The 21,406-nt window shown below is 66.4% G+C and carries 15 protein-coding genes; 10 read left to right on the top strand and 5 right to left on the bottom strand.

The genetic code is table 11. The features are described 5' to 3' along the window. Positions 1–180 precede the first annotated feature (180 nt). Complete coding sequence (locus VA603_RS05520) at positions 181–552, bottom strand: type 1 fimbrial protein (RefSeq protein ID WP_192286709.1); 372 nt, start codon at positions 550–552, stop codon at positions 181–183. A gap of 20 nt (positions 553–572) precedes the next feature. Between VA603_RS05520 and VA603_RS05515 the strand changes: the two genes are divergently transcribed. From VA603_RS05515 to VA603_RS05490, 6 genes are all read left to right on the top strand, one after another. Beyond that, the gene (locus VA603_RS05515; protein ID WP_323438194.1) at positions 573–860 is read left to right on the top strand and encodes a hypothetical protein; all 288 of its coding nucleotides are present in this window, start codon (positions 573–575) and stop codon (positions 858–860) included. Between the two features lie 115 nt (positions 861–975). Then, a complete protein-coding gene (locus VA603_RS05510) occupies positions 976–1,515 on the top strand; it encodes a fimbrial protein (RefSeq protein ID WP_323438193.1) in 540 nt (179 codons plus the stop codon). 71 nt (positions 1,516–1,586) lie between these two features. Next, positions 1,587–2,312 carry a fimbrial biogenesis chaperone gene (locus VA603_RS05505; protein WP_323438192.1) on the top strand — a complete coding sequence of 242 codons (726 nt, stop codon included), beginning with the start codon at positions 1,587–1,589 and terminating at the stop codon, positions 2,310–2,312. Between the two features lie 97 nt (positions 2,313–2,409). Beyond that, entirely contained in the window at positions 2,410–5,013 is a 2,604-nt protein-coding gene (locus VA603_RS05500; RefSeq protein WP_323438191.1) for a fimbria/pilus outer membrane usher protein, read from the top strand. Further along, positions 5,010–6,047, top strand: coding sequence for a fimbrial protein (locus VA603_RS05495; RefSeq protein ID WP_323438195.1), 1,038 nt, complete (start codon positions 5,010–5,012; stop codon positions 6,045–6,047). Before VA603_RS05500 ends, VA603_RS05495 begins: the two co-directional genes overlap by 4 nt. An 82-nt stretch (positions 6,048–6,129) precedes the next feature. Continuing rightward, the gene (locus VA603_RS05490; protein ID WP_323438190.1) at positions 6,130–6,909 is read left to right on the top strand and encodes a DUF3667 domain-containing protein; all 780 of its coding nucleotides are present in this window, start codon (positions 6,130–6,132) and stop codon (positions 6,907–6,909) included. Positions 6,910–6,937: 28 nt separating this feature from the next. Here VA603_RS05490 and VA603_RS05485 read toward each other — a convergent pair whose 3' ends face one another. Both VA603_RS05485 and ettA read right to left on the bottom strand, forming a co-directional pair. Continuing rightward, positions 6,938–8,254 (bottom strand): NCS2 family permease, encoded by a 1,317-nt coding sequence (locus VA603_RS05485; RefSeq protein ID WP_323438189.1) that lies wholly within the window; start codon positions 8,252–8,254, stop codon positions 6,938–6,940. 269 nt (positions 8,255–8,523) lie between these two features. Further along, entirely contained in the window at positions 8,524–10,188 is a 1,665-nt protein-coding gene (gene ettA / locus VA603_RS05480) for an energy-dependent translational throttle protein EttA (protein ID WP_132865018.1), read from the bottom strand. Positions 10,189–10,405: 217 nt separating this feature from the next. On the opposite strand from ettA, the gene VA603_RS05475 reads away from it, so the two are divergent. Continuing rightward, entirely contained in the window at positions 10,406–10,870 is a 465-nt protein-coding gene (locus VA603_RS05475) for an RcnB family protein (protein WP_132865017.1), read from the top strand. 129 nt (positions 10,871–10,999) lie between these two features. Here the strand turns inward: VA603_RS05475 and VA603_RS05470 are convergent, their stop codons facing one another. Then, the gene (locus tag VA603_RS05470; RefSeq protein ID WP_323438188.1) at positions 11,000–16,624 is read right to left on the bottom strand and encodes an MBG domain-containing protein; all 5,625 of its coding nucleotides are present in this window, start codon (positions 16,622–16,624) and stop codon (positions 11,000–11,002) included. Between the two features lie 11 nt (positions 16,625–16,635). Next, positions 16,636–18,330, bottom strand: a complete 1,695-nt coding sequence (locus VA603_RS05465; protein WP_323438187.1) for a ShlB/FhaC/HecB family hemolysin secretion/activation protein — start codon at positions 18,328–18,330, stop codon at positions 16,636–16,638. Positions 18,331–18,566: 236 nt separating this feature from the next. Here VA603_RS05465 and glyA point away from each other — a divergent pair, with 236 nt between their 5' ends. From glyA to VA603_RS05450, 3 genes are all read left to right on the top strand, one after another. Further along, positions 18,567–19,820, top strand: a complete 1,254-nt coding sequence (glyA, locus tag VA603_RS05460; RefSeq protein ID WP_132865015.1) for a serine hydroxymethyltransferase — start codon at positions 18,567–18,569, stop codon at positions 19,818–19,820. Positions 19,821–19,991: 171 nt separating this feature from the next. Beyond that, a complete protein-coding gene (nrdR, locus tag VA603_RS05455; RefSeq protein ID WP_132865014.1) occupies positions 19,992–20,525 on the top strand; it encodes a transcriptional regulator NrdR in 534 nt (177 codons plus the stop codon). Between the two features lie 88 nt (positions 20,526–20,613). Further along, positions 20,614–21,348 carry a hypothetical protein gene (locus VA603_RS05450; RefSeq protein ID WP_323438186.1) on the top strand — a complete coding sequence of 245 codons (735 nt, stop codon included), beginning with the start codon at positions 20,614–20,616 and terminating at the stop codon, positions 21,346–21,348. The last annotated feature ends 58 nt before the right edge of the window (positions 21,349–21,406 follow it).

Here is a 21,406-nt window from a genome sequence, read left to right as displayed (position 1 = left end):
TGGCCAGCATCGCGTTGCTGGTATCGGCGCTGCTGCTGTACCCGTCGCCGGGACCATGGCTGCAACTGGGCGCAGCGTCAGTGCATGCGGCGCTGTGGTTGCTGGTGCTGGGCGCATGGAGCGTGCGACAGGCGCGCCGCGCGGCCTGAGCGGTGATGCGGCGGCGTGCCGCCGAGCCCATCATGGGTAATCAATGACCACGACGTAATCGCCCTGCAGGCGTGCCTGTTGCGCGCCGCGCAGGGGATAGCGTGCGGAGATGCCCCGCTGCTCCGTACCCGGATCATCGCCGGACAGTGCGGCAAGGCCTGCGACGGGGCCGCCCATGCGTGCGTTCCCCTCTTCGCCGCCACCTAGCGGTTTCACCGAGATCACTGCACCACCCGCCGAGGCCGGGCAATCGGACAGGCGCAGTTCCTGCGCCGTGGCGGACAGCTGCATCGTGCAGCTGGGGTCGGCGATGACCCCGTTGAAGCGCATCGTGCCGGTATTGGCCTGCACCGTTGCAGAAATGGAAACCAGCGCCACGCACAGCAGGAGAGGTGTTTTCATGACGTGTCCTCCGCAGGGGAGTGACCAGTTGGCTCCTTCGCCAACTGTTCGGTAAGGGGCAACATCGCGATCTGGACGGCCCGTCACTGGCAAAGGGTGATGTGCATCAAACAGCTGTATTTCAGCTATTTGCATGGATGCAGTGGTGTAAGAAAACAGACATCCGGCGCGGCATTGCAGCATGCTGTCTGCCGGACACTGGCAACGCTTCCACGAAAGAGGGCAAGCGCGATGCCGTGTCAACAACGGACATTCGTGCCGTGGATTGGTGCCCGCTGGCGGGCGTGGCTAATCTCCCGTCGCCGTGATCGCACAGGAAGCGTTCGCGTGCAGGTGAGACGCAAGGCGAGGGCAAAGGCCCGCGAAATCCTTTGCTTCCTCCTCCCCCTTCCACTGTCTCCCGTCAGGGATGGAATCTCGAGAATGAATACGAACCGCTTGTTTGCGATCGCGGTGCTGGCCGCCGCGACGTCCGCTGCCAACGCCGCCGACGGCACCATCACCTTCAAGGGCCTGGTCACCGACAAGACCTGCGACATCACCACGCCACAGGGCAAGGACTTCACCGTCACCCTGCCGACCGTGGCCAAGTCCTCGCTGCCCGCCGCCGGCTCCACCGCAGGCCGCACGCCCTTCACGATCAGCCTGAGCCAGTGCAGCGCCGGCGACGTGGCGACCTACTTCGAGCCGGGCGCGAGCGTGGACTTCGGTTCGGGGCGCCTGCTCAACCAGGCTGCGGCCAACGCGGCGGGCAATGTGCAGATCCAGCTGTTGGGGTCCAACAACCAGTTCCTGCCGGTGCTGGCCGCGGGCAGTGGCAGTGCGCAGGCCAACTCGCAGTGGGTGACCGTCGCCGCCGATGGCTCGGCCAGCCTCAACTATTACGCCGAGTACTACGCCACGGCGGCAGCCAGTGCCGGTGAAGTTGCCAGCAGCGTCAAGTACACGATCATCTACAACTGACGATCACCTGCATTGGTACCGGTTGGCCGTACGGCCAGCCGGTGGCTTCCCTTTCTTCCGGTCGTTGGGCAATGAACGTGATCCGTCGTCGGGCATCACTGCTGCTGGTGTCGTCCCTGCTGTTCTGCCCGTCCGCACAGGCCGGCATCGTGATCAACGGTACGCGTGTGATCTATCCGGCGCAGGCGCGCGAGGTCACCGTGCAGGTGAACAATGTCGGCGACACACCGTCGTTGGTGCAGGCATGGATCGATACGGGCGATGCCGAACAGACGCCGGAGGGCAGCGATGCCCCGTTCGTGCTGACACCGCCGATCAGCCGGGTGGAGCCGGGCAGCAGCCAGGCCTTGCGGGTGATCTACTCCGGACGTGCGCTGCCCACGGACCGCGAAACGGTGTTCTGGCTCAATGTGCTGGATGTCCCGCCCGTTCCTGAGGAGGCCGGCGGCGCCGGGCAGAACTACCTGCAGGTCGCGTTCCGTTCACGCCTGAAGCTGTTCTTCCGTCCGCAGGGGCTGAAGGGCCACGCCAACGATGCAGCGCAGTCGCTGCAGTGGACCCTGGGCGGTGACCGCCTGCGCGTGCACAACCCCACGCCGTACCATGTGACCCTGGCCGAGGCGCATGCACGGGCCGCTGGCCAGGACACGTTGATCCAGGCGCAGGGCTGGATGATCGCGCCGGACCAGCAGCTGGAGTTCATCGTGCCGGCGGCCACCGAGGAGGTGCGGTTCCGCACCATCAACGACTACGGCGGTCGCATCGAGCGGAGCGTTCGCCTGGATGCGGGTCGCTGAGCTGATGCATCGCCGTCCGCTCGCATGTCCCGTGCACGGGCGCAGACCGACGGCGTCGGGAGAGGTCCGCGTGAAGGGAAGCAGGGTGATCGCATCCATGCCTGGCGTAGCCCGCCATGCACCAACGCGCCGCGCGATCGGCGGCAGGGCCTGCCGATGGCTGGCCACGGCGGTGGCACTGTCCGCCGCGGCGCGGGCGTGGGCCGAGCCGGTCAACCTCGGCGAGCGCGCCTTGCTGGCACAGAGCGCGGCCGGTGCCGTCCCGTTGGCACCGCCGGCCAACGCCCAGTTCAACTCGAACTTCCTGTCCGGGCAGGCGCGTCGCATCGACCTGTCCGCCTTCAGCAACGGCAACCCGATGGCTGCGGGCATCTATCGCGTGGACCTCTATGTGAACGGGGCGTGGCAGGGGCGGCGTGACGTGGAGTTCAGGACCGATGCCAGCGGCCAGGTAGATGCCTGCTTCCGCCCCGCGCAGTTGGAAGAACTGGGCGTGGACAGCACGGTACTCGGCGCGGGCACCGCCGCGGCCGTGCCGCTGGACGACGCCTGCATGCCGGTGCGCCAGCGCATCGCCGACGCATTCGGCCGCTTCAACAGCGCCGAGCTGCGCTATGACCTGAGCATCCCGCAGGCCGTGCTGCGGCGCGAAGCGCGCGGCTACGTCAGTCCCGCGCGGTGGGATCGCGGCATCAATGCCGGTTTCATCGGCTACAGCTTCAACGGCGTGGACAGTGACAACCGGACCCCGGGTGGGCAACGCAGCCGCAGCGCCTACCTGGGACTCAACGCCGGGCTGAACCTGGCCGGATGGCAGTTCCGGCATGACGCCAACCTCACCTGGAACGAAGGTGACGGCCGCCGTTGGCAGGGCATCGCGAGCTACGCCCAGCGCGGCATCGCCGGCGTGCGTGGCCTGCTGACGATCGGGCAGTCCTATACCAACGGCGAACTGTTCGATGCGATCGGCTACAGCGGCATCAGCCTGGTCAGCGACGACCGCATGCTGCCCGATTCACTGCGTGGCTACGCACCGGTGGTGCGTGGCATCGCCGAAACCAATGCACGGGTGGAGATCCGCCAGAACCAGCAGTTGATCCATTCGGCCACGGTGTCGCCGGGCAGCTTCGTCATCGATGACCTCTACCCCACCGGCTATGGTGGCGACCTCGAGGTGACCGTGCTTGAAGCCGACGGCCGGCGGCGCGTGTTCAAGGTGCCGTTCGGTTCGGTGCCGCAGATGTTGCGGGCGGGCATTTCGCGCTATGCGATCACCGCGGGCAAGGTGCGCAACGAACAGCTGGATGATGCTCCCTGGTTGCTGCAGGCCACCTACCAGCGCGGGATGGGCAACCGCCTGACGCTGTACGGCGGTGGCAACGCCAGCGAGGGCTATGCCTCGGTGCTGTACGGGCTGGGCCTTTCCACCGCGGTGGGCGCCTTCGCGGCCGATGTCACCCATGCGCGCACCGAGTTGGCGGGCCTGCGGCGGCAGGGCGCCAGTGTCCGGCTGAGTTATAGCCATCTCATCGGCGAAACCGGAACCAACCTGACCGTGGCGGCGTACCGCTACTCCACCCGTGGCTTCTACAGCCTGCTCGATGCGATGCAGGTGCGCGATGCGGTACGTCGCGGCGACGGGTTTGCGCTGGGCCGCCAGCGCAGCCAGGTCCAGCTGACGCTGAACCAGCCACTGGGACAGCGATGGGGCGCGTTGTACGTCACCGGTTCGCTGCGCGACTTCTATGACCGCGCAGGCACCGGCAAGCAGTTCCAGGTGGGCTACAACCATGTCTGGCGCGCACTCAACTATGGGTTCTCCGCGGTGCGCACCGAGGACGGTGTTGCCGGACGCCCGGACACCGAATACCTGCTGTCGGTGAGCGTGCCGCTGGGCCGTGGCACGCAGCCGCTGTCGCTGAATGTGGACGTGGGCGCGCGCGGCACGCAGGGGTATGACAACAGCCGCATCGGCATCACCGGCGCGACCGGCGAGGCGAACGCGCTCAGCTATGGGCTGGCCCTGTCCGATGCACGTGATGCGGACAGCACCCTGGTCGGCAATGCCGAGTATCGCAGCCGCTACACCGCGCTGAGCGGCTCGTACAGCTATTCCAGCGCGTTCCGCCAGGCAGCGTTCGGCGCCAATGGCAGCCTGGTCCTGCATCCGGGGGGCGTCACCTTCACGCCGGATCGCGGTGACACCATGGTGCTGGTGGAGGCACGCGATGCGCGCGATGCGCGCGTGGGGAATGCCCCCGGATTGCGCATCGATGGCGATGGGTACGCGGTGGTGCCGTATGTCTCGCCGTATCGACTCAATACGGTCACGCTGGATCCGCAGGGTATGTCGCTGGAGGTGGAGCTGCAGGGCAGCAGCCAGACGGTGGCGCCGTATGCCGGCGCCATCAGCCATCTGCACTTCGCCACGCGCAAGGGGCGTGCGTTGTTGATGCGGGTACGCGACGGCCATGGCCAGGCCATGCCGTTCGGTGCGCAGGTGGTTGATGTGGCCGGGCAGCCGGTGGGCATGGTCAGCCAGGGTGGACGCATCTACCTGCGCAGCGAGCACGACGCCGGCAGGCTGCAGGTGCGCTGGGGCGCGAACGACGACCAGCACTGCGGCGTGGACTATCAGGTGCCGGCTGAAGCTTCGGCCGGGCAGGCAGGCATTGTATCCATGGAGGCGATATGTCGATGATTCTCCCGGGCGCGGTTGGTCGTGGCATCTGCGGGGTGGCCGTGCTGCTGGCTGGCCTGCAGGCCGGGCCCGCGTTGGCCAGGTGCAGCATCACCAAATCCGGGTTCGTCGCGCAGGACGTGCAGATGGACATGGGGCAGGTGACCATCCTGCCCGGCACGCCGGTGGGGGGCGTGATCAAGGAGCTGGTCGCCACCATCAACCAGGTCGAAGGGATCGGTACCTGCACCAGTTCGGGTGGCTATGCCGAGGGCAAGTACGTCAATGCGCAGCAAGCGCAATCTACCAGCATCGCCAACACCTACAAGACGTTGGTGGAAGGCGTTGGGATCCGGGTGTACCGCGACTCCGGGACGGTGCAGGCCTATTACCCTCATACGGTGCCACTCGCGGCGCAAGCGAAGAACTTAGACATCACACTCAATGGCGGAAGATTCCGCGTTGAACTCATCAAGACTGCCATCCAGACTGGCTCAGGTCCGATCGCTGCCAGCGGGCGCTTCACCACGTACTATTTAGACGGCGACGGTCCTTCCAGGCCAGAGCTTACCTCCACCTTCAAGGGCACCGGCACCACCGTGGTCAGTCCCACCTGCGAAGTGCTGGCCGGTAGCCGCAACCTGGTGGTGGACTTCGGCGCGGTGCCGGCCAGCACCTTCACCGGCGTAGGCTCGCGGGCGGTCAATCGTGATTTCGACATCCGGCTCAATTGCCAGGGCAGCAACCTGGCCGCTTACCAGAGCGCGATCGGCATCCGCCTGGATGCTACCCAGGACAGCTCCAACCGTGCCGGTGTGCTGCGCCTGACCCAGGGCGGCAACACCGCCACGCGGATCGGCATCGAGCTGGTGCAGCGTGACGGCGCGGCCGAACGCGCGCTGGCATTCGGCACCACGGTGCCGCTGGGAAGAACCGTGGTCGGCAGCAGTGCCTTCAACCTGCCGCTGCGTGCGCGCTACATCCAGACCCAGGCGGGCGCGGTGGGGCCGGGCACGGCCAACGGGGCGGCCACCTTCACCATCACCTACAACTGAGCCCGGCCGGGCAGGGCGATGGCGGCCTGGCCGAGGCCCGTTCTAGAATGCCGCCTTGCCAACAAGGGGGCGGTGCATGGGGATGCACGTCGACGCAAGCTGTATCAATTGTGGCCGCGCGGTTGGCGGTGCCGACCAGAAGTTCTGCCCGGGCTGTGGCCAGCCCACGCCGGTGCATCGCATCGACTGGCATTTCCTCGGCCATGAGCTGGAGCACAGCGTGCTGCACATGGACCGCGGCATCCTGTACTCGCTCAAGCAGTTGATGCTGCAGCCGGGCAAGCTGCTGCGCGACTACATCGAAGGCCGGCGCGGCAACCAAGTCAAACCGGTGCTGCTGATCACCATGACGGCGGCCGCGGTGCTGTTGTTGAACCGCCTGATCACCGGCGCAGGCGTGATGGACAGTGCCGCCATGGATGCACTGGGGGCGGGTCCGGGGGTACCACCTGAGCTGGCGAAGCTGGCGGCGTCGTTCCGCAGCGTGAACGCGTGGATCGAATCGCATTTCGCGGTTTTCACGCTGATGTTGCTGCCGCTGGAAGCCTTGATCTTCCGCGTGGTGTTCAGCCGTTTCGGCAAACTGAACTATCCCGAATGGCTGGTGATCACCACCCTGCTCACGGTGCAGGTCTTCGTCGTCTGGTCGCTGCTGGTGCTGGTGCATCGCTGGCTGCCGCAGACGCAGGTCCTGGCGGCGCTGTTGGGCTCGGCTTACAGCGTCGTTTCGCTGGTGCAGTTCTTCGAGGGCCGGCCGATCTGGTCGACCCTGTGGCGTGCGCTGCTGGCGCTGGGCACTTTCTCGGTGCTCAGCACGATGGCCACGGTTGTTGCCGTGATCGTGGTGCTGCTGATCCACTGAACGCGGGTGCCCGGCCGCGCTGGCCGGGTTACTCCAGCGCGTAGCGCAGTACGAACAGCCCGGCCACCAGCCACACCGCCGGGCGCACTTCGCGCCAGCGCCCGGTGCCGGCCTTCAACGCGGCATAGGCAATGAAGCCGAACGCCAGGCCGTTGGCGATGGAGTAGGTGAACGGCATCGCCAGCGCGCACAGCGCGGCCGGCACCGATTCGGTCAGGTCGTCCCACTTCACCTCGACCAGTTCGCGCAGCATCAGGCCGGCCACGAACAGCAGCGCCGGGGCGGTGGCGTAGGACGGCACCATTTCGGCCAGCGGCGAGAACAGCAGCGCGGCCAGGAACAGCGCGGCGACCACCAGCGCGGTCAGGCCGGTGCGCCCACCCACCTGCACGCCGGAGGCGCTTTCGGCAAAGGCGGTGGTGGAGCTTGTGCCCAGCAGCGAGCCGGCGACGATCGCGGTGCTGTCGGCCAGCAGTGCACGGCCGAAGCGCTTGTTGCCATCGTCCAGTTTGAGCAGGCCGGCACGGCCGACCACGCCGTACAGCGTGCCGGTGGCGTCGAACACTTCCACCAGCACGAACACCAGCACCACCTGCAGCAACACCGCCAGCGGCGCGCCGCCGTCGTGGTGGAGCAGGCCGGGGAGGTCCAGCTGCAGGAAGGTGGGCGCCAGGCTCGGCGGCAGCGACACGATGCCCTGGTACTGCACGCTGCCAATTGCCCAGGCCACGCCGGTCACAGCGAGGATGCCGATGAGGATCGCGCCACGGACCTTGCGCGCTTCCAGCACCGCGATCAGCAGGAAGCCGCCCAGCGCCAGCAGTGGCGGAGCGGTGTTGAGCGGGCCCAAGGTAAGCATGGTGTCGCTGTTGGCGACGATTACCTCGGACTTCTGCAGCGCGATGATGGCCAGGAAGAGACCAATGCCGGCCACGATGGCCGAACGCAGCGACGCCGGGATGCCGGCCACCAGCCAGGCGCGCACGCCGGTCAGGGTGAGCACCCAGAACACCACGCCGGAGATGAACACCGCCGCCAGCGCCTGCTGCCAGGGCAGGCCGGCCGCGCCAACCACGGTGAAGGCGAAGAAGGCGTTCAAGCCCATGCCCGGGGCCATGCCGACCGGGAAATTGGCGGCCAGCGCCATCACCACCGAACCCACAGCCGCGGCCAGGCAGGTTGCCACGAACACCGCGCCCGGGTCCATGCCGGTGGTGCCCAGGATCTCGGGATTGACGAAGACGATGTAGGACATCGTCAGGAAGGTGGTCAGCCCGGCCAGCACCTCGGTGCGGACGCTGGTGCCGTGTTGCGGGAGTTTGAAGAAGCGGTCGAGCAGGGACATGGGGAATTCCGACGTGCAGGAGATGCGGGCCGTCCCTTCTCCTGCACGCGGGAGAAGGTGCCCCGAGGGGGCGGATGAGGGGGAGCTTCACCCGATCCTCAGATCTTCAAGCCTTTTGACTGACGCAAGCGATGCTGGCTTCTCCGCGCAGAGCTTGCCCTCACCCCAACCCCTCTCCCGTACACGGGAGAGGGGCTCAAACGGCGGCCACGCAATCTGGTGGCACCGCTAAAAGCAGACGGCCGCACTGGGCGGCCGTCTGTCGGGTATTACTTCAGCGCCTTGAAGCGCAGGCGCTTGGGACCGGCATCGTCGCCCAGGCGACGCTTCTTGTCCTCTTCGTACTCGCGGTAGTTGCCCTGGAAGAACTCCACGTGCGAGTCGCCTTCGAAGGCGATGATGTGCGTGGCGATGCGGTCCAGGAACCAGCGGTCATGCGAAATGACGAACGTGTTGCCCGGGAACTCCAGCAGCGCGTCTTCCAGCGCACGCAGGGTTTCGATGTCCAGGTCGTTGGACGGTTCGTCGAGCAGCAGCACGTTGCCACCCTGCAGCAGGGTCTTGGCCATGTGCAGGCGGCCACGCTCACCACCGGACAGCGAGCCCACCAGCTTCTGCTGGTCCTGGCCCTTGAAGTTGAAGCGGCCGATGTAGGCGCGCGACTGGATCTCCACACCGTTGATGTTGAGGATGTCCAGGCCGCCAGCGATTTCCTGGAACACGTTGTGGTTGCCGGTCAGCGCGTCGCGGCTCTGGTCCACGTACGACAGCTTGACGGTCGGGCCGACCACGATCTCGCCCGAATCCGGCTTTTCCTGGCCGGTGATCATCTTGAACAGGGTCGACTTACCGGCACCGTTCGGGCCGATGATGCCGACGATGGCACCCGGCGGGATGATCATCGACAGGTTGTCGATCAGCAGCCGCTCGCCGAACTTCTTGGAGACGTTCTTGAACTCCATCACCGAGTTGCCCAGGCGCTCGCCCGGCGGGATGAAGATTTCGTTGGTCTCGTTGCGCTTCTGGTAGTCAACGCTCTGCAGCTCTTCCAGGCGGGCCAGGCGGGCCTTGCCCTTGGTGCGGCCACCCTTGGCGTTCTGGCGCGACCATTCCAGTTCCTTCTGGATCGCCTTCTGGCGGGCCTTTTCCTGGTTGTCTTCCTGCTTCAGGCGCTCGTCCTTCTGCATCAGCCATTCGGTGTAGTTGCCCTTCCACGGAATGCCGCGGCCGCGGTCCAGTTCCAGGATCCACTCGGCGGCGTTGTCCAGGAAGTAGCGATCATGGGTGACGGCCACCACGGTGCCGGTGTAGCGCGCCAGGAACTGCTCCAGCCATTCCACCGACTCGGCGTCCAGGTGGTTGGTCGGTTCGTCGAGCAGCAGCATGTCCGGCTTCTGCAGCAGCAGGCGGCACAGCGCCACGCGGCGCTTCTCGCCGCCGGACAGGTTGCCGATCACCGCGTCCCACGGCGGCAGGCGCAGGGCGTCGGCGGCCACGTCCAGCTGGTTCTCCAGGGTGTGGGCATCGCCGGCGGCCAGGATGGCTTCCAGCCGTTCCTGTTCCTTTGCCAAGGCGTCGAAGTCGGCGCCTTCTTCGGCGTAGGCATCGTAGATCTTGTCCAGCGCGGCCTGGGCCTGGAGCACTTCGCCCACGCCTTCCTCGACCGCTTCACGCACGGTCTGGGCCGGGTCCAGGCGCGGTTCCTGCTCCAGGTAGCCGACCTTGATGCCGGGCTGCGGGCGGGCCTCGCCCTCGAAATCGGTGTCCACGCCGGCCATGATCTTCAGGACGGTGGACTTGCCGGCGCCATTGAGGCCCAACAGGCCGATCTTGGCGCCCGGGAAAAACGACAGCGAGATGTCCTTGATGATCTGCCGCTTGGGCGGGACCACCTTGCTGACGCGGTTCATGGTGTAGATGTATTGCGAGGACATGAAGTCTCCGTAGCGCACGCCCGCGCCCGGTCCGGCATGGACAGGGCCCAGGGCAAAAGGGAATGGGCGATTATAGCCGGAAGCCGGCCGGGGCCGGCCGGCCCGCGAGGGCTTGCTGATTTGTGAATAGGAAAGATCCGTAACCGTTTCCAGCCGGAATCCGTTCAGATGACGTGAGCATGATGGAAACCGTCCACCCAACCTGTGAGGGCCACCCATGAAGATGAACCGTCTAGTTGTCGCCGCGATGACTACCCTGCTGGCCTTCGGTGCCACCGCACCGGCCTTCGCGGCAGGCGACCGTGACCACGACCGCGGGCGCCATGGGTGGGATGACCGGGGCCGGGGCCATGACCGCGGTCGCGGCCATGACCGTCGTGAATGGCGCGATGACCGCCGCCACTACAACGCCGGCTACCGTGAGGGCTATCGTGACGCCCGCTACAACGACCGTCGCTACTACGACCCGCCGCGTCGGGTGGTCTACCAGCCCTACGGCTTCCAGCGTGGCTACCGCTACAGCAACTACTACGGTGGACCGGTCTACGTGGTCAACGACTATGACCGCTACCACGTGCGTCGCCCCCCGCATGGCCACCGCTGGATCCGCGATGACCGCGGCAACCTGCTGATGGTGGCCATCGCCACCGGCATCATCGCCGACATCGTGTTCAACCATTGAGTTGATCCACGCGGGCATGAATGACAGAAGGCGCATCCAGGGGATGCGCCTTCTGCGTTCAGGGGGCGGGACGAGGCCCCGGTGACCCGGGCAGGGGAGAACGGCGCAGCGTCCTGGCCCGCCCGTCGGTCATTCCGGTTGGTGGCTGAGGCAGCGAATGTCGCCCATGTGGACGCAGGCGTCGCCCGGGCGGGCGATGCCCTCGCCGATGGCCCGGTACAGCGGTGCATCGACGGCTGGCCCGGTGGGGACGCGGCTGCCCGGCCTGGCCGCGTTTGCGGCAATCTCCCGCGCAATGCGGGCCTGCACCTCCGAGGCGATCCCCGAAACGTCCAGGGTTCCTTCCTGGTAGCTGATCGCGTAATTGGCCAAGCGGTTGCCCCGCGCGGCGCTGGCGAGGATGGCGTAGCGCCCCGGCTCGGCGTTGGCGGCGCTGCCGTCGCTGGAAAGGTCGAGCCCCTCGACGCGGTCACCGTTGAGTAGCCCCTCGACGGTGTAGCCGTCCAGCAGCAGCGCTTGGCCCATGCGCTTGCTGGCATCGCGGGCGGTGATCACCAGGTTGGCCTTGCCGACCGACATCTGGCCGTCGACGTAGGTGATGGTGTAGTTGCCCAGGCCTGTGCCCCGTGCGTCACCGGCGTGTATGGCGTAATGACCCACTGTGGCATTGGCCGCCGCGCCGTCGCTGCCCAGCATCACCGAGGCCACTGCATCGCTGTTGAGCAGTCCGTCCACGCTGTAGTTGCCGAATCCGCCGCCCTGGCCGTAGATCTTGCTGCCATTGCCGGCGGTGATGGTCAGGGTTGCCTTGCCGACGGATAGCAGGCCATCGACGTAGGTGATGGCGTAGTTGCCCAAGCCTGTGCCCCGTGCGTCACCGGCATGTATGGCGTATTGGCCCACGCTGGCATGGGTCGCCGCGCCGTCGCTGCCCAGCATCACCGAGGCCACTGCATCGCTGTTGAGCAGTCCGTCCACGCTGTAGTTGCCGAACCCGCCATCCTGGCCGTAGATCTTGCTGCCATTGCCGGCGGTGATGGTCAGGGTCGCCTTGCCGACGGACAGCAGGCCATCGACGTAGGCGATGGTGTAGTTGCCGAGTCCGGTGCCGGAGGCATTGCCGGCGGTGATGGTGTAATCGCCGGCATTGGCGGTGACGGCGCTGCCGTTGCTGAGCAGGTCCAGCCCGCTCACCGTGTCTCCATTGACCAGGCCATCGACGGTGTAGCTGCCCAGTGACAATGCCTGGCCGTAGGTCTTGCTGCCATTGCCAGCGGTGATGGTCAGGGTCGCCTTGCCGACGGACAGCAGGCCATCGACGTAGGTGATGGCGTAGTTGCCGAGCCCGGTGCCGGAGGCATTGCCGGCGGTGATGGTGTAGTCGCCTGCATTGGCGGTGACGGCGCTGCCGCTGCTGAGCAGGTCCAGCCCGCTTACCGTGTCGCCATTGACCAGGCCTGCCACGCTGAAGCCTCCCAGCGGTGATGTCTGGCCATACGTCTTGCCAGCGTTGCCGGCCGTGATGGTCAGCGCCTTCTGATCAATGAACAGTTGTCCGGGCACGAAGTTCAGCAGGTAACCGGCGGCGGAGACATCGGCGCTGCCGGCAACAAGGTCGATACTGTAGGGCAGTCCGGTGACCTTGGCGGTGACGCCGGCACCTGCCGAACTCAGTACTGGCACACTGGTGAACAGGGCGCGTACGTCATCGGCCTTGTAGGCGCCTGGGGCACCAGCCATGGCTCCCTGGACAGAGAAGGCGTTGCTCAGGTCGACGTGGTCGCCATAGACCTTGTGCAGGTTGTTGGCGCTGAGCGTCAGCGTGGGTTGGAAGGCGAATACGTAGCGGTTACCGGATGCCGCGGTGCCGGCAAAAGCGGGGGTGTTCCAAAGGGCGGTGTTCCCGCTGTCAAGGCCATTGAAGGCATGCCCCAGCGAGGGGGATGCCAGATAGATGCGCCAGTTGCCCGTGCCGTTCAGTGCGATGGCGTCGGCGCCGGTGACGTTGTCGAAACGTCCTGCCGTAGCAAGCTCCACAGTGTCTGCAGACACACGCCCGGCAAGTTGCAGGCCTGCCGTTGCATTGGCCCTGAGGCCGGTGGCGATCACGTCGCCAAGCTGCAGCAGGTTTGCGGCGGCCAGTTCGGTGGTGGTGCCGGATTGGGCGTCCACACGACCAGCGAATTGATTGGCAACATTGTCGAGGCGGATTTCCCCGGACGCCAACCAGTTGCTGTTGCCGCTCACGCGGAGCGCGCCCTGCTGGGTAATGCCGCCGGAGCGTGCGGTGGCCTGCAGTACGCCACCGATGGATGCGTCGTCGAACAGCAGCGATGCGCTATTGAGGGAAGCAGCGTTCGCGACATTTGCATTGGCCAGCGACATCACTCCGACGCTGTAGGCGTCCAGCGTGGCGGTATCAACACCGTCCAGCATCAGTCCCGAAAGCGCCTGGATGCGCGCCTGGGCTCCCCTGAGAGCAACCTTGCCACTGAAGGTGTTGGGATAGGCATCGAGTGTCAGGTCGCCGGTGAGGCCGGCGGTGAAGCTGGCGTCGCCCCCCACGGTGAATGCGCCGCCCTGGGTGAAGCCGGCGCTGCTGGTGACGTCGAGCCGACCGGTCGTACGGATTGCCTTGGTAGTGACGCTTGATCCCTTCAGCTCCAGATCAGTCAACCAGGCGCCAGCGGTGGTTCCTGCCCCCGATTGCAGTTCAAGTGTGCCGTGCGCGTCGAGCGCCAGGCTGCTCCGTCCATCACTGCTGCCGTCGATGCGACCGATCACCACACCGCCATTGTTGCTGCGGATGTTGAACCAGCGCGGCGTGCTCGCGGCCAGGTTGACGTTGCCCAGCCGGATCGCACCGTTGGTCGTGATGTTGCCGCCGAGCTGGAGCGGACCTGCACCGCCAACCTCAAGGCTGGCCAGCGCCTGGGTGCCACCGACGTCACCGGCAAACACCACATTGAGGCCGCTGGTGAGCGTCAACGCATGCGGCCCATCGATGGGTCCGCGGAAGTTGATCTGGCCCAGCTGGCTGTCCAGCACGCTGTCGCCGGTCAGCACCACGTTGCCCTGGAAATACTGCAGGCCGATGCTCGTGCCACTGGCCGGAAGCTGCACGACATCGGCAATCGTCCACAGGCTGGCCACGTCGAAGTGCGAGAATGCCAGCGTGCCGCTGGCGGAGATGTTGCTGTTGCCCCCCTTCAGCGACACCGCACCACCGAACAGGTTCACCGGCCGGCCGACGCCATCCACCCGGTTCAGGCTGACGAAACCACCCGCATCGATGCGGGTGGTCCCTCCGATATCCACCACGCTGCCGGCAGCCTGCTGCAGGAAGCCGCTCAGGTCCAGCTGCAGGTTGTCCGACAGCAGGGTATTGCCCAGCTGCAGATCACCTGCTCGCAATTGCGCACTCCTTCCGGAAAGGCTGACCTCGCCGCTGAAGCGGTTTCCTGCGTCAGCCAGGCTGATATCGCCCAGGCTCCTGAAGCGTGCCCAGCCATCGACCTGGTAGCTGCCCATCTGGACCAGAGTCAGTGCGGAGTCGATATCGAGGTTGCCCTTGCTGGCGATGCCGCGGCCATTGAAGAGCTGTCCGGTGATGCTGACGTCGGCGGCACTGATGTTGCCGTTGACCTGGACCTGGCCTGTGGTACTCATCAGCAGGTTGTAGCCATTGGTGATGTCGCTGGAGATGCCATCGGTGGTGATGGCGCCGCCCCCCGTGCTGACCAGCTGGGTATTGCCATCCAGCCGTACGTCGCCCTCCAGCAGGATCGCGCCAGTGCTGGCAATGCGGCTGCCCAGAGTGATGCTGTCGGCGTGGCCGTATAGGCGGCCCACTGGCCCAGCTCCCCCGACGGCTCCACCCAGCGTGAGCTGGCGTGCGCTCAGGTTCAACGTGCCGCCATCGCCATCGAGCGTGCCGCCGAAACGCAGGCTGCCACCCAGCGATGACAGACTGCGCGCGCCGGACACACGCACCGCGCCATCGAATGCGAGCGTGCCCATGGTGGTGATGTCGCCGAACAGGCGCGTTCCAGTACCGGAGGTGACTCTCAGGCCCTGGAGTGCAGTGCTTCCGCCAACAGCACTGGAGAAGGTGGTCATGCCGCTGGAATCGACGGCCAGCTGGTAGCTTCCATCCACCGTGCCGTTGAACTGGATCGCGCTGCCCTGCAGCGCCGAATTGCCACGCAGTGTCACCGCGGACTGGTAGGTCTGGTCACCGGTGGTGATCACCGTTCCGCCCAGATCAATGCTGCCGGCCTGCACAGCCAGGCTGCGGGCGTTGATGTTGCCCAGCCCCAGTACGCCACCGCTGGCCAGCGTGATGTCGCCGCCGTGGGCACTGACCCCGTTGCCGAAGCTGTTTCCAGAATTGGTCAGCGTGATGTTGCTGGAGCCTGCCTCGATCACGCTGGAACCACCAACCAACAGCGCACCGCCGTTGGACAGGTCGGTGGATGTCGCCAATGTCAGGTCGGCGCCCACGCTGCCACCGACGCTGCCGATGCGGTTGCCACTCTGCCCCAGGGTTGCACCGCCCTGGGTGGCCAGGCTGAGCGCTCCCTCCAGCGTGCCTCCGGCGGTCTGTACGGCATTGTTCGCCGCAATGCTGATCGTGTCGGCCTTGATGCCACCGCCCAGCATCACGTTTCCGGACGGCCCGCCATCGAACGCGACAGTGCTGGCCTGGATGCTGCCGTCGGCCATCTGGATCGCAACCGGACCAACGACGCTCGCACCGGCCACCGCCACCGATCCAGCGGTGATGGCCGCATTGCTGAGTGCCACCGGCGCCGAGCTGCGGATGGTGAGGCTGCCATCTCCGGCGTCGATGGCATTGGCGATGATCGTGCCGCCGGCGTTGATACCGGTGCTGGAAAGACCAGGCCCCATCAGTGCATTCATGCTGATGCTGCGCGCACTGAGGACGCCGCTGTTGTTGATGCCGGTGCCGGCGAACGTACCGACCGACGTCGGCAAGAACCGTAGCTGCGGAGATCCCGAAGACGACACGCCGTTCAGGACCATCGCGGCACCTGCCGCGACCAGGTTGATGTTGCCGTTGGCCGCCGAGATGATGCCGGTGTTGGATACCGCGCCACCGATCAGACTGATGCCGCCGGACGCAGCGCTCAGGGTCCCGCCGTTGTTGCTGACCACGGCGCCGGTTCCGCCGCCCGCCAGCTGGAAGGTGGGCGAAACGCCATTGGCATCCAGCAGCCCAGGCGTGCCGGGCGACAACGTGCTGGCCAGCAGGCCGCCGACGTTCACGCTGGCGCCCGAAGTGAAGGTGATGCCGGCCGGGTTGATCAGGAACACCTGGCCGTTGGACGACAGTTCACCGCTGATGAGGCTGCCCGAGCTGCCGGTGACCAGATTGATCGCCGTTGCCTGCGACCCCAGGCCCTGGTTGAACTGGACCTTGTTGCCCGCGCCGATGTCGAAACTGCTCCAGTTGATCAGCGCGGCCTGGCTGGTCTGGTCGATCGTCATCACGTTGCCGTTGACGTTGATCGATGCGGAACCGGCGACGATATTGCCGTTCTGCGGCAGGTTCTGCGCACTGGCCTGGCAAACGATGGCAAACAGCACTGCGCCAGCCACCGATGACACCAGCGCATGCCGCTGGCGGTCGGTGTTACTGCGGCTGCGCCGGCTCAAGGCCGTACCGTGCTCGGAAGCCACCTGCACCAGCCCCAGGGCCGTGTTGTAGACAAGGCGGTAAATGCGATTCATGGCGGATGTCCTCAGAAAGTCGTGCTGATGCGCGCCCAGTACTGGGTGCTGCGGCCGTCGCTGCCGCGATGGTTGCCGGTGGGCTTGGCCGCGCTCACGTCCAGGCGCAGCTCCGGTTGCCACGGCAGGCGCAGGCCAACGCCGAGGCCGGTGCCTTCGAGGGTGACAGGCAATACGCCCAGGCGGCGGTTGTCCGGCGCCGGCGAAGTGCGGCCCCAGTCGTAGAACAGATTCACATCAAGCAGGTCACCCCAGCGGCGGCCATTGAACGGCGAGGGCTTGTTGGCGAAGCCCGGGGCGCTGACCTGGTACTCGAAACTGGCATGCACGCCACGGTCGCCCAGCGCCGTGGACAGCGGGTAGGCACGCACGCTGGTGGGGCCGCCTACGCTGAACTGCTCCATCGGTGTCAGCGCGTCATCGGTGAACTGCGCGCTGCCACGCAGCAGCAGGCGCTGGTCGTGGGGCAGGGCCTGCAGGCGCGCCACGCTTGCCCGGGCCACCCAGAAGTACGGCGCGTGCGAGGTGTACAGCCAGTTCATCGGCGAGGATTCGTCATTGACCGACTTGCGCAGCGACACCTGGGCCAGGTTCATGCCGCGCCAGCGGTGGTCGGTATGGCGCAGGCTCAGGCCGGCGTCGACGACGTCAAAGGTGTGGCGCGAGAGCAGGAAGCCGAGCCCTTCGAGCTTGGAATCCTCGTGGATCCAGCGTGCCGAGGCCTGCACCCGCAGGTCGGCCCGCTGGATGAACTTCCAGTCGCCACCGGCATAGAACAGCGTGGTCGGGCCCTTGAGCTGCATCGAGGCGAAGGGCCCGGTGTTGACTTCCATCTCGCTGCGGCTGACGCCGGCAACGCCGCTCAGGCCCGGCACGTCATCGAACGGCACGCTCAGAGACAGGGCCGCCTGCCAGCTGTCGGCCGGGTCCAACCCGTAGCCGATGCTGGCGGCCAGCACATCGCCCGCGCCCAATGCGTTGAAGGCGCTGATGCCCAGCTCGGCCCGGTACTTGCCGGTGCTGTCGGTGCCGTGGTTGCTCAGCCCGGCGGTGATCTCGTAGGGGCGCGCGTTGTCGGTGGCGAGCAGCACGATGTCGGTTTCGCCGGCGTTCTGGCCGGGCTGCAACACCGAGGTGACCGATACCCCGGGCAGGTCACGCGCGTAGAGCAGGGCGCGTTCCAGTTCATTGCGGCGCAGCGGCCGGCCAATCAACCCAAGGCTGCTGGCGGTGAGCTGATCTTCGCGGTAGCGCTGGCTGCCCTGCACCAGCACCCGGCCGACCCGGCCTTCCATCACCTTCAGCGTCAGCGTCTGGCTGTCGCCGATCTGCTGCGGCGGGATGTAGGCCACCGATACCAGGAAACCCGCATCCCGGTAGGCCTGGGTGATACGCGCGGTGATCTGCTCGATCTGGGCGAAGCTCAGGGCCAGGGGTTGATCCGGGCCGAGCGCGCGCAGTGCCTGATTGGCCAGCGCCTCGATCCCTGCCGGGCTGATGCCGCTGTCGGGGTGTTCACCCACGCCCTCCACCTGGACCCGGGCGACCTGGACCGTTGCCACGGCCGGTGACGGTTCTGCCGCCTGTATCGGTGCGGACAGCGTGGCCGCCTGGCCAGCCAGGGCCACGGCCAGCAGCGTCGCGCGGACCGGGGCGCTCCGGCGTGGGGGGAGGGACTCATGCGTGCTGCAGGCGGGGCGGGGCATCGGGACGTGTTCCTTGGAGATCGATCAGGGGCAGGCGTCAAACGCTCGCCTATACCCTGTTAACCGTAAGAAGTCGGCAGGATCGATCAGCGAATTCAGGTAATCGTTTAGAAATGTGACTTGTTTCACTATTTGTCGACGAGTGGGTAATGCCGGGAAGGCAGCCCCGCGAGCGGGGCAGGCCTGCAGGAACGGCTACAATCGATAGTTCCCTCGCCCATCTCCCGGAGCTGACGATGTACTCGCGTGAAGTCCGTATTGCGTCCTACGACCCTGAACTGGCCAAGGCCATCGCCGATGAGTGCCAGCGCCAGGAAGACCATGTCGAGCTGATCGCCAGCGAGAACTACGCCAGCCCGGCGGTGATGGAAGCCCAGGGCAGCCAGCTGACCAACAAGTACGCCGAGGGTTACCCGGGCAAGCGCTACTACGGCGGTTGCGAGTACGTGGACATCGCCGAGAAGCTGGCCATCGACCGCCTCAAGCAGCTGTTCGGCGCCGATTACGCCAACGTGCAGCCGCACAGCGGCTCGCAGGCCAACCAGGCCGTGTACTTCGCGCTGCTGCAGCCGGGCGACACCATCCTGGGCATGAGCCTGGCCCACGGCGGCCACCTGACCCACGGGGCCAAGGTCAACGCCTCGGGCAAGATCTTCAATGCCATCCAGTACGGCGTGAACGAACAGGGCCTGATCGATTACGACGAAGTCGAGCGCCTGGCGCTGGAGCACAAGCCGAAGATGGTCGTGGCCGGCTTCTCGGCCTACTCGCAGGTCGTGGACTGGGCGCGCTTCCGCGCCATCGCCGACAAGGTCGGTGCCTATCTGTTCGTGGACATGGCGCACGTGGCCGGCCTGGTTGCCGCCGGCGTCTACCCGAACCCGATCGAACACGCCCACGTGGTGACCTCCACCACCCACAAGACCCTGCGCGGTCCGCGTGGCGGCATCATCATCGCCAAGGACGCGGGCGAGGAAATCGAGAAGAAGCTGCAGTCGATCGTGTTCCCGGGCATCCAGGGTGGCCCGCTGATGCACGTCATCGCGGCCAAGGCGGTGGCCTTCAAGGAAGCGCTGGAGCCGGAATTCAAGGCCTACCAGCAGCAGGTGGTGAAGAACGCCCAGGCGATGGCCACCACGCTGATTTCGCGCGGTTACAAGATCGTCTCCGGCGGCACCCAGAACCACCTGATGCTGGTGGACATGATCGGCAAGGAGGTGTCCGGCAAGGACGCCGAGGCCGCGCTGGGCAAGGCCCACATCACTGTCAACAAGAACTCGGTGCCGAACGACCCGCGTTCGCCGTTCGTGACCTCGGGCCTGCGCCTGGGCACCCCGGCCATCACCACCCGCGGCTACAAGGAAGCGGACTGCGTGGCGCTGGCCAACTGGATTGCCGACGTGCTGGACAACCCGGGCGATGAGAACGTCATTGCCGGCGTGCGTGAGAACGTCACCCTGCAGTGCCGTCAGTACCCGGTTTACGGTTGACGGTTTACCGGTGCCGGCTCTGTGCAGGCACTGGTTCGTTGAAGGGACCGCCGCGGTGATGGCGGCCAGACCCCGGGCCGGGCAGCCTTGCTCCATCCCGGGGTTTGCTGTATCTGCGTTGTAGTATTTCCCGCGCCGTGCTGTCGGCGCACGATGTTCAAGGCGAGATAGATGCACTGCCCGTTCTGCCAACACACCGACACCCGCGTCATCGACTCGCGCGTTTCCGAGGATGGCGCCACCATCCGCCGCCGCCGTGGCTGCGAGGCCTGTGGCGAGCGCTTCAGCACGCTGGAAACCATCGAGCTGAAGCTGCCGGTGATCATCAAGAGCGATGGGGGCCGGGAGGCGTTCGACGCGCGCAAGCTGCGGGTGGGCTTCGACCGCGCGCTGCAGAAGCGCCCGGTGTCGGAGGAGCGCATCGAGGCCGCCGTGCGTGCGGTCGTCCACCAGCTGCGCATGTGCGGCGAGCGCGAAGTACCGTCGATCAAGGTCGGCGGTTTCGTGATGGATGAACTGCGCAAGCTCGACCATGTCGGCTACGTGCGCTTTGCCTCGGTGTACCGCAGTTTCGAGGACGTGGCCGACTTCCGCGACGAAATCGAGAAGCTCGAGCGTGACCACCCGACCGACGAGGGCCAGCTGCCGTTGCTGGAGGTGGCCGATGCGCCGGACGGCAAGGCGGCAAAGCCGGTCAGGCGGTGAAGCCGTGTCTGCCACGGCATGACAGGAAGGCACGGTGATGCCAGGCCAGAAGACCCGGACGGTGCGGAGCAGGTGGCGGCGGCTGGGCATGCTGCTGACGTTGGCCGTTCCGTTGCCGGTGCTGGCAGCGGACCCTCCCCACGCCGGCGTGTGCCCGGAGCCATCGCAGCGGCCATCGGCGGAATCGAGCGCGGTCGCGGGCCACTACTACCTTTCCGGCCTGCAGGAAGTGGGCTCGGAGCTGGTACTCGGCGCGGACGGGCGCTTCCAGTGGATGCTGGCCTACGGAGCAATGGATTTCGCCGCCCAGGGGCGCTGGTGGCGCAACGGGGACTGCGTGGGAATGGCGAGGGAGCAGGGCGCCCAGGTGCCGTTCCAGCTGCTGCGGCGTGACGGTGACGAGCAGGCGCGCGCGACGTATGCGGACATGGACAAGTACCCGATGCCGGACCAGGGCGATCGCCTGCTGGTCTATGCATTCGAGGTCAGCCATGGCATGAGCGCCGATGGCCTCGAAGTCGCCTTGCGCTGGCCCGATGGCCAGGAACAGACGGTACAGGCCGAACGCGGCGCGGCCCTGTTCGCGCCGCGCCCGGGCATGCCGGTGCAGGTGGGGGCACGTTGGCCGCGCAGCGGCATGCCGATGACCTGGATGGCGGTGGACGGGGACGCGCGCTGGCCACTGTTGATGCGGCTGGATGTGGAAGCCCTGAGCGCCGGGGGCGATGCGCCGATGCCGACCTTCCTGCGTGTCGAAGACAAGGCATTGGTGCCGGTCTGGCCGGGGGACGAACGTGAGCGCGGGCGTTACCAGCGGCCGTGAACGCTGGCCGTTGCGCAGTGGGCCTGGCCGGTTCTGCCATTTGATTTCGTGAGTACGG

The organism is Stenotrophomonas capsici (genome assembly GCF_034961085.1).
In the GTDB taxonomy this organism is placed as follows: Bacteria; Pseudomonadota; Gammaproteobacteria; order Xanthomonadales; family Xanthomonadaceae; genus Stenotrophomonas; species Stenotrophomonas capsici.
This window is presented reverse-complemented; position numbering and strand designations above follow the sequence as displayed.

Bases quoted from the DNA above. Each gene is read 5' to 3' on its own strand.
- VA603_RS05505 (WP_323438192.1), top strand. From the start codon at position 1,587: ATGAACGTGATCCGTCGTCGGGCATCACTGCTGCTGGTGTCGTCCCTG.
- ettA (WP_132865018.1), bottom strand. From the start codon at position 10,188: ATGTCCTCGCAATACATCTACACCATGAACCGCGTCAGCAAGGTGGTC.
- VA603_RS05520 (WP_192286709.1), bottom strand. From the start codon at position 552: ATGAAAACACCTCTCCTGCTGTGCGTGGCGCTGGTTTCCATTTCTGCA.
- VA603_RS05500 (WP_323438191.1), top strand. From the start codon at position 2,410: ATGCCTGGCGTAGCCCGCCATGCACCAACGCGCCGCGCGATCGGCGGC.
- VA603_RS05470 (WP_323438188.1), bottom strand. From the start codon at position 16,624: ATGAATCGCATTTACCGCCTTGTCTACAACACGGCCCTGGGGCTGGTG.
- nrdR (WP_132865014.1), top strand. From the start codon at position 19,992: ATGCACTGCCCGTTCTGCCAACACACCGACACCCGCGTCATCGACTCG.
- VA603_RS05510 (WP_323438193.1), top strand. From the start codon at position 976: ATGAATACGAACCGCTTGTTTGCGATCGCGGTGCTGGCCGCCGCGACG.
- VA603_RS05465 (WP_323438187.1), bottom strand. From the start codon at position 18,330: ATGCCCCGCCCCGCCTGCAGCACGCATGAGTCCCTCCCCCCACGCCGG.
- VA603_RS05485 (WP_323438189.1), bottom strand. From the start codon at position 8,254: ATGTCCCTGCTCGACCGCTTCTTCAAACTCCCGCAACACGGCACCAGC.
- VA603_RS05495 (WP_323438195.1), top strand. From the start codon at position 5,010: ATGATTCTCCCGGGCGCGGTTGGTCGTGGCATCTGCGGGGTGGCCGTG.
- glyA (WP_132865015.1), top strand. From the start codon at position 18,567: ATGTACTCGCGTGAAGTCCGTATTGCGTCCTACGACCCTGAACTGGCC.
- VA603_RS05490 (WP_323438190.1), top strand. From the start codon at position 6,130: ATGCACGTCGACGCAAGCTGTATCAATTGTGGCCGCGCGGTTGGCGGT.
- VA603_RS05475 (WP_132865017.1), top strand. From the start codon at position 10,406: ATGAAGATGAACCGTCTAGTTGTCGCCGCGATGACTACCCTGCTGGCC.
- VA603_RS05450 (WP_323438186.1), top strand. From the start codon at position 20,614: ATGCTGCTGACGTTGGCCGTTCCGTTGCCGGTGCTGGCAGCGGACCCT.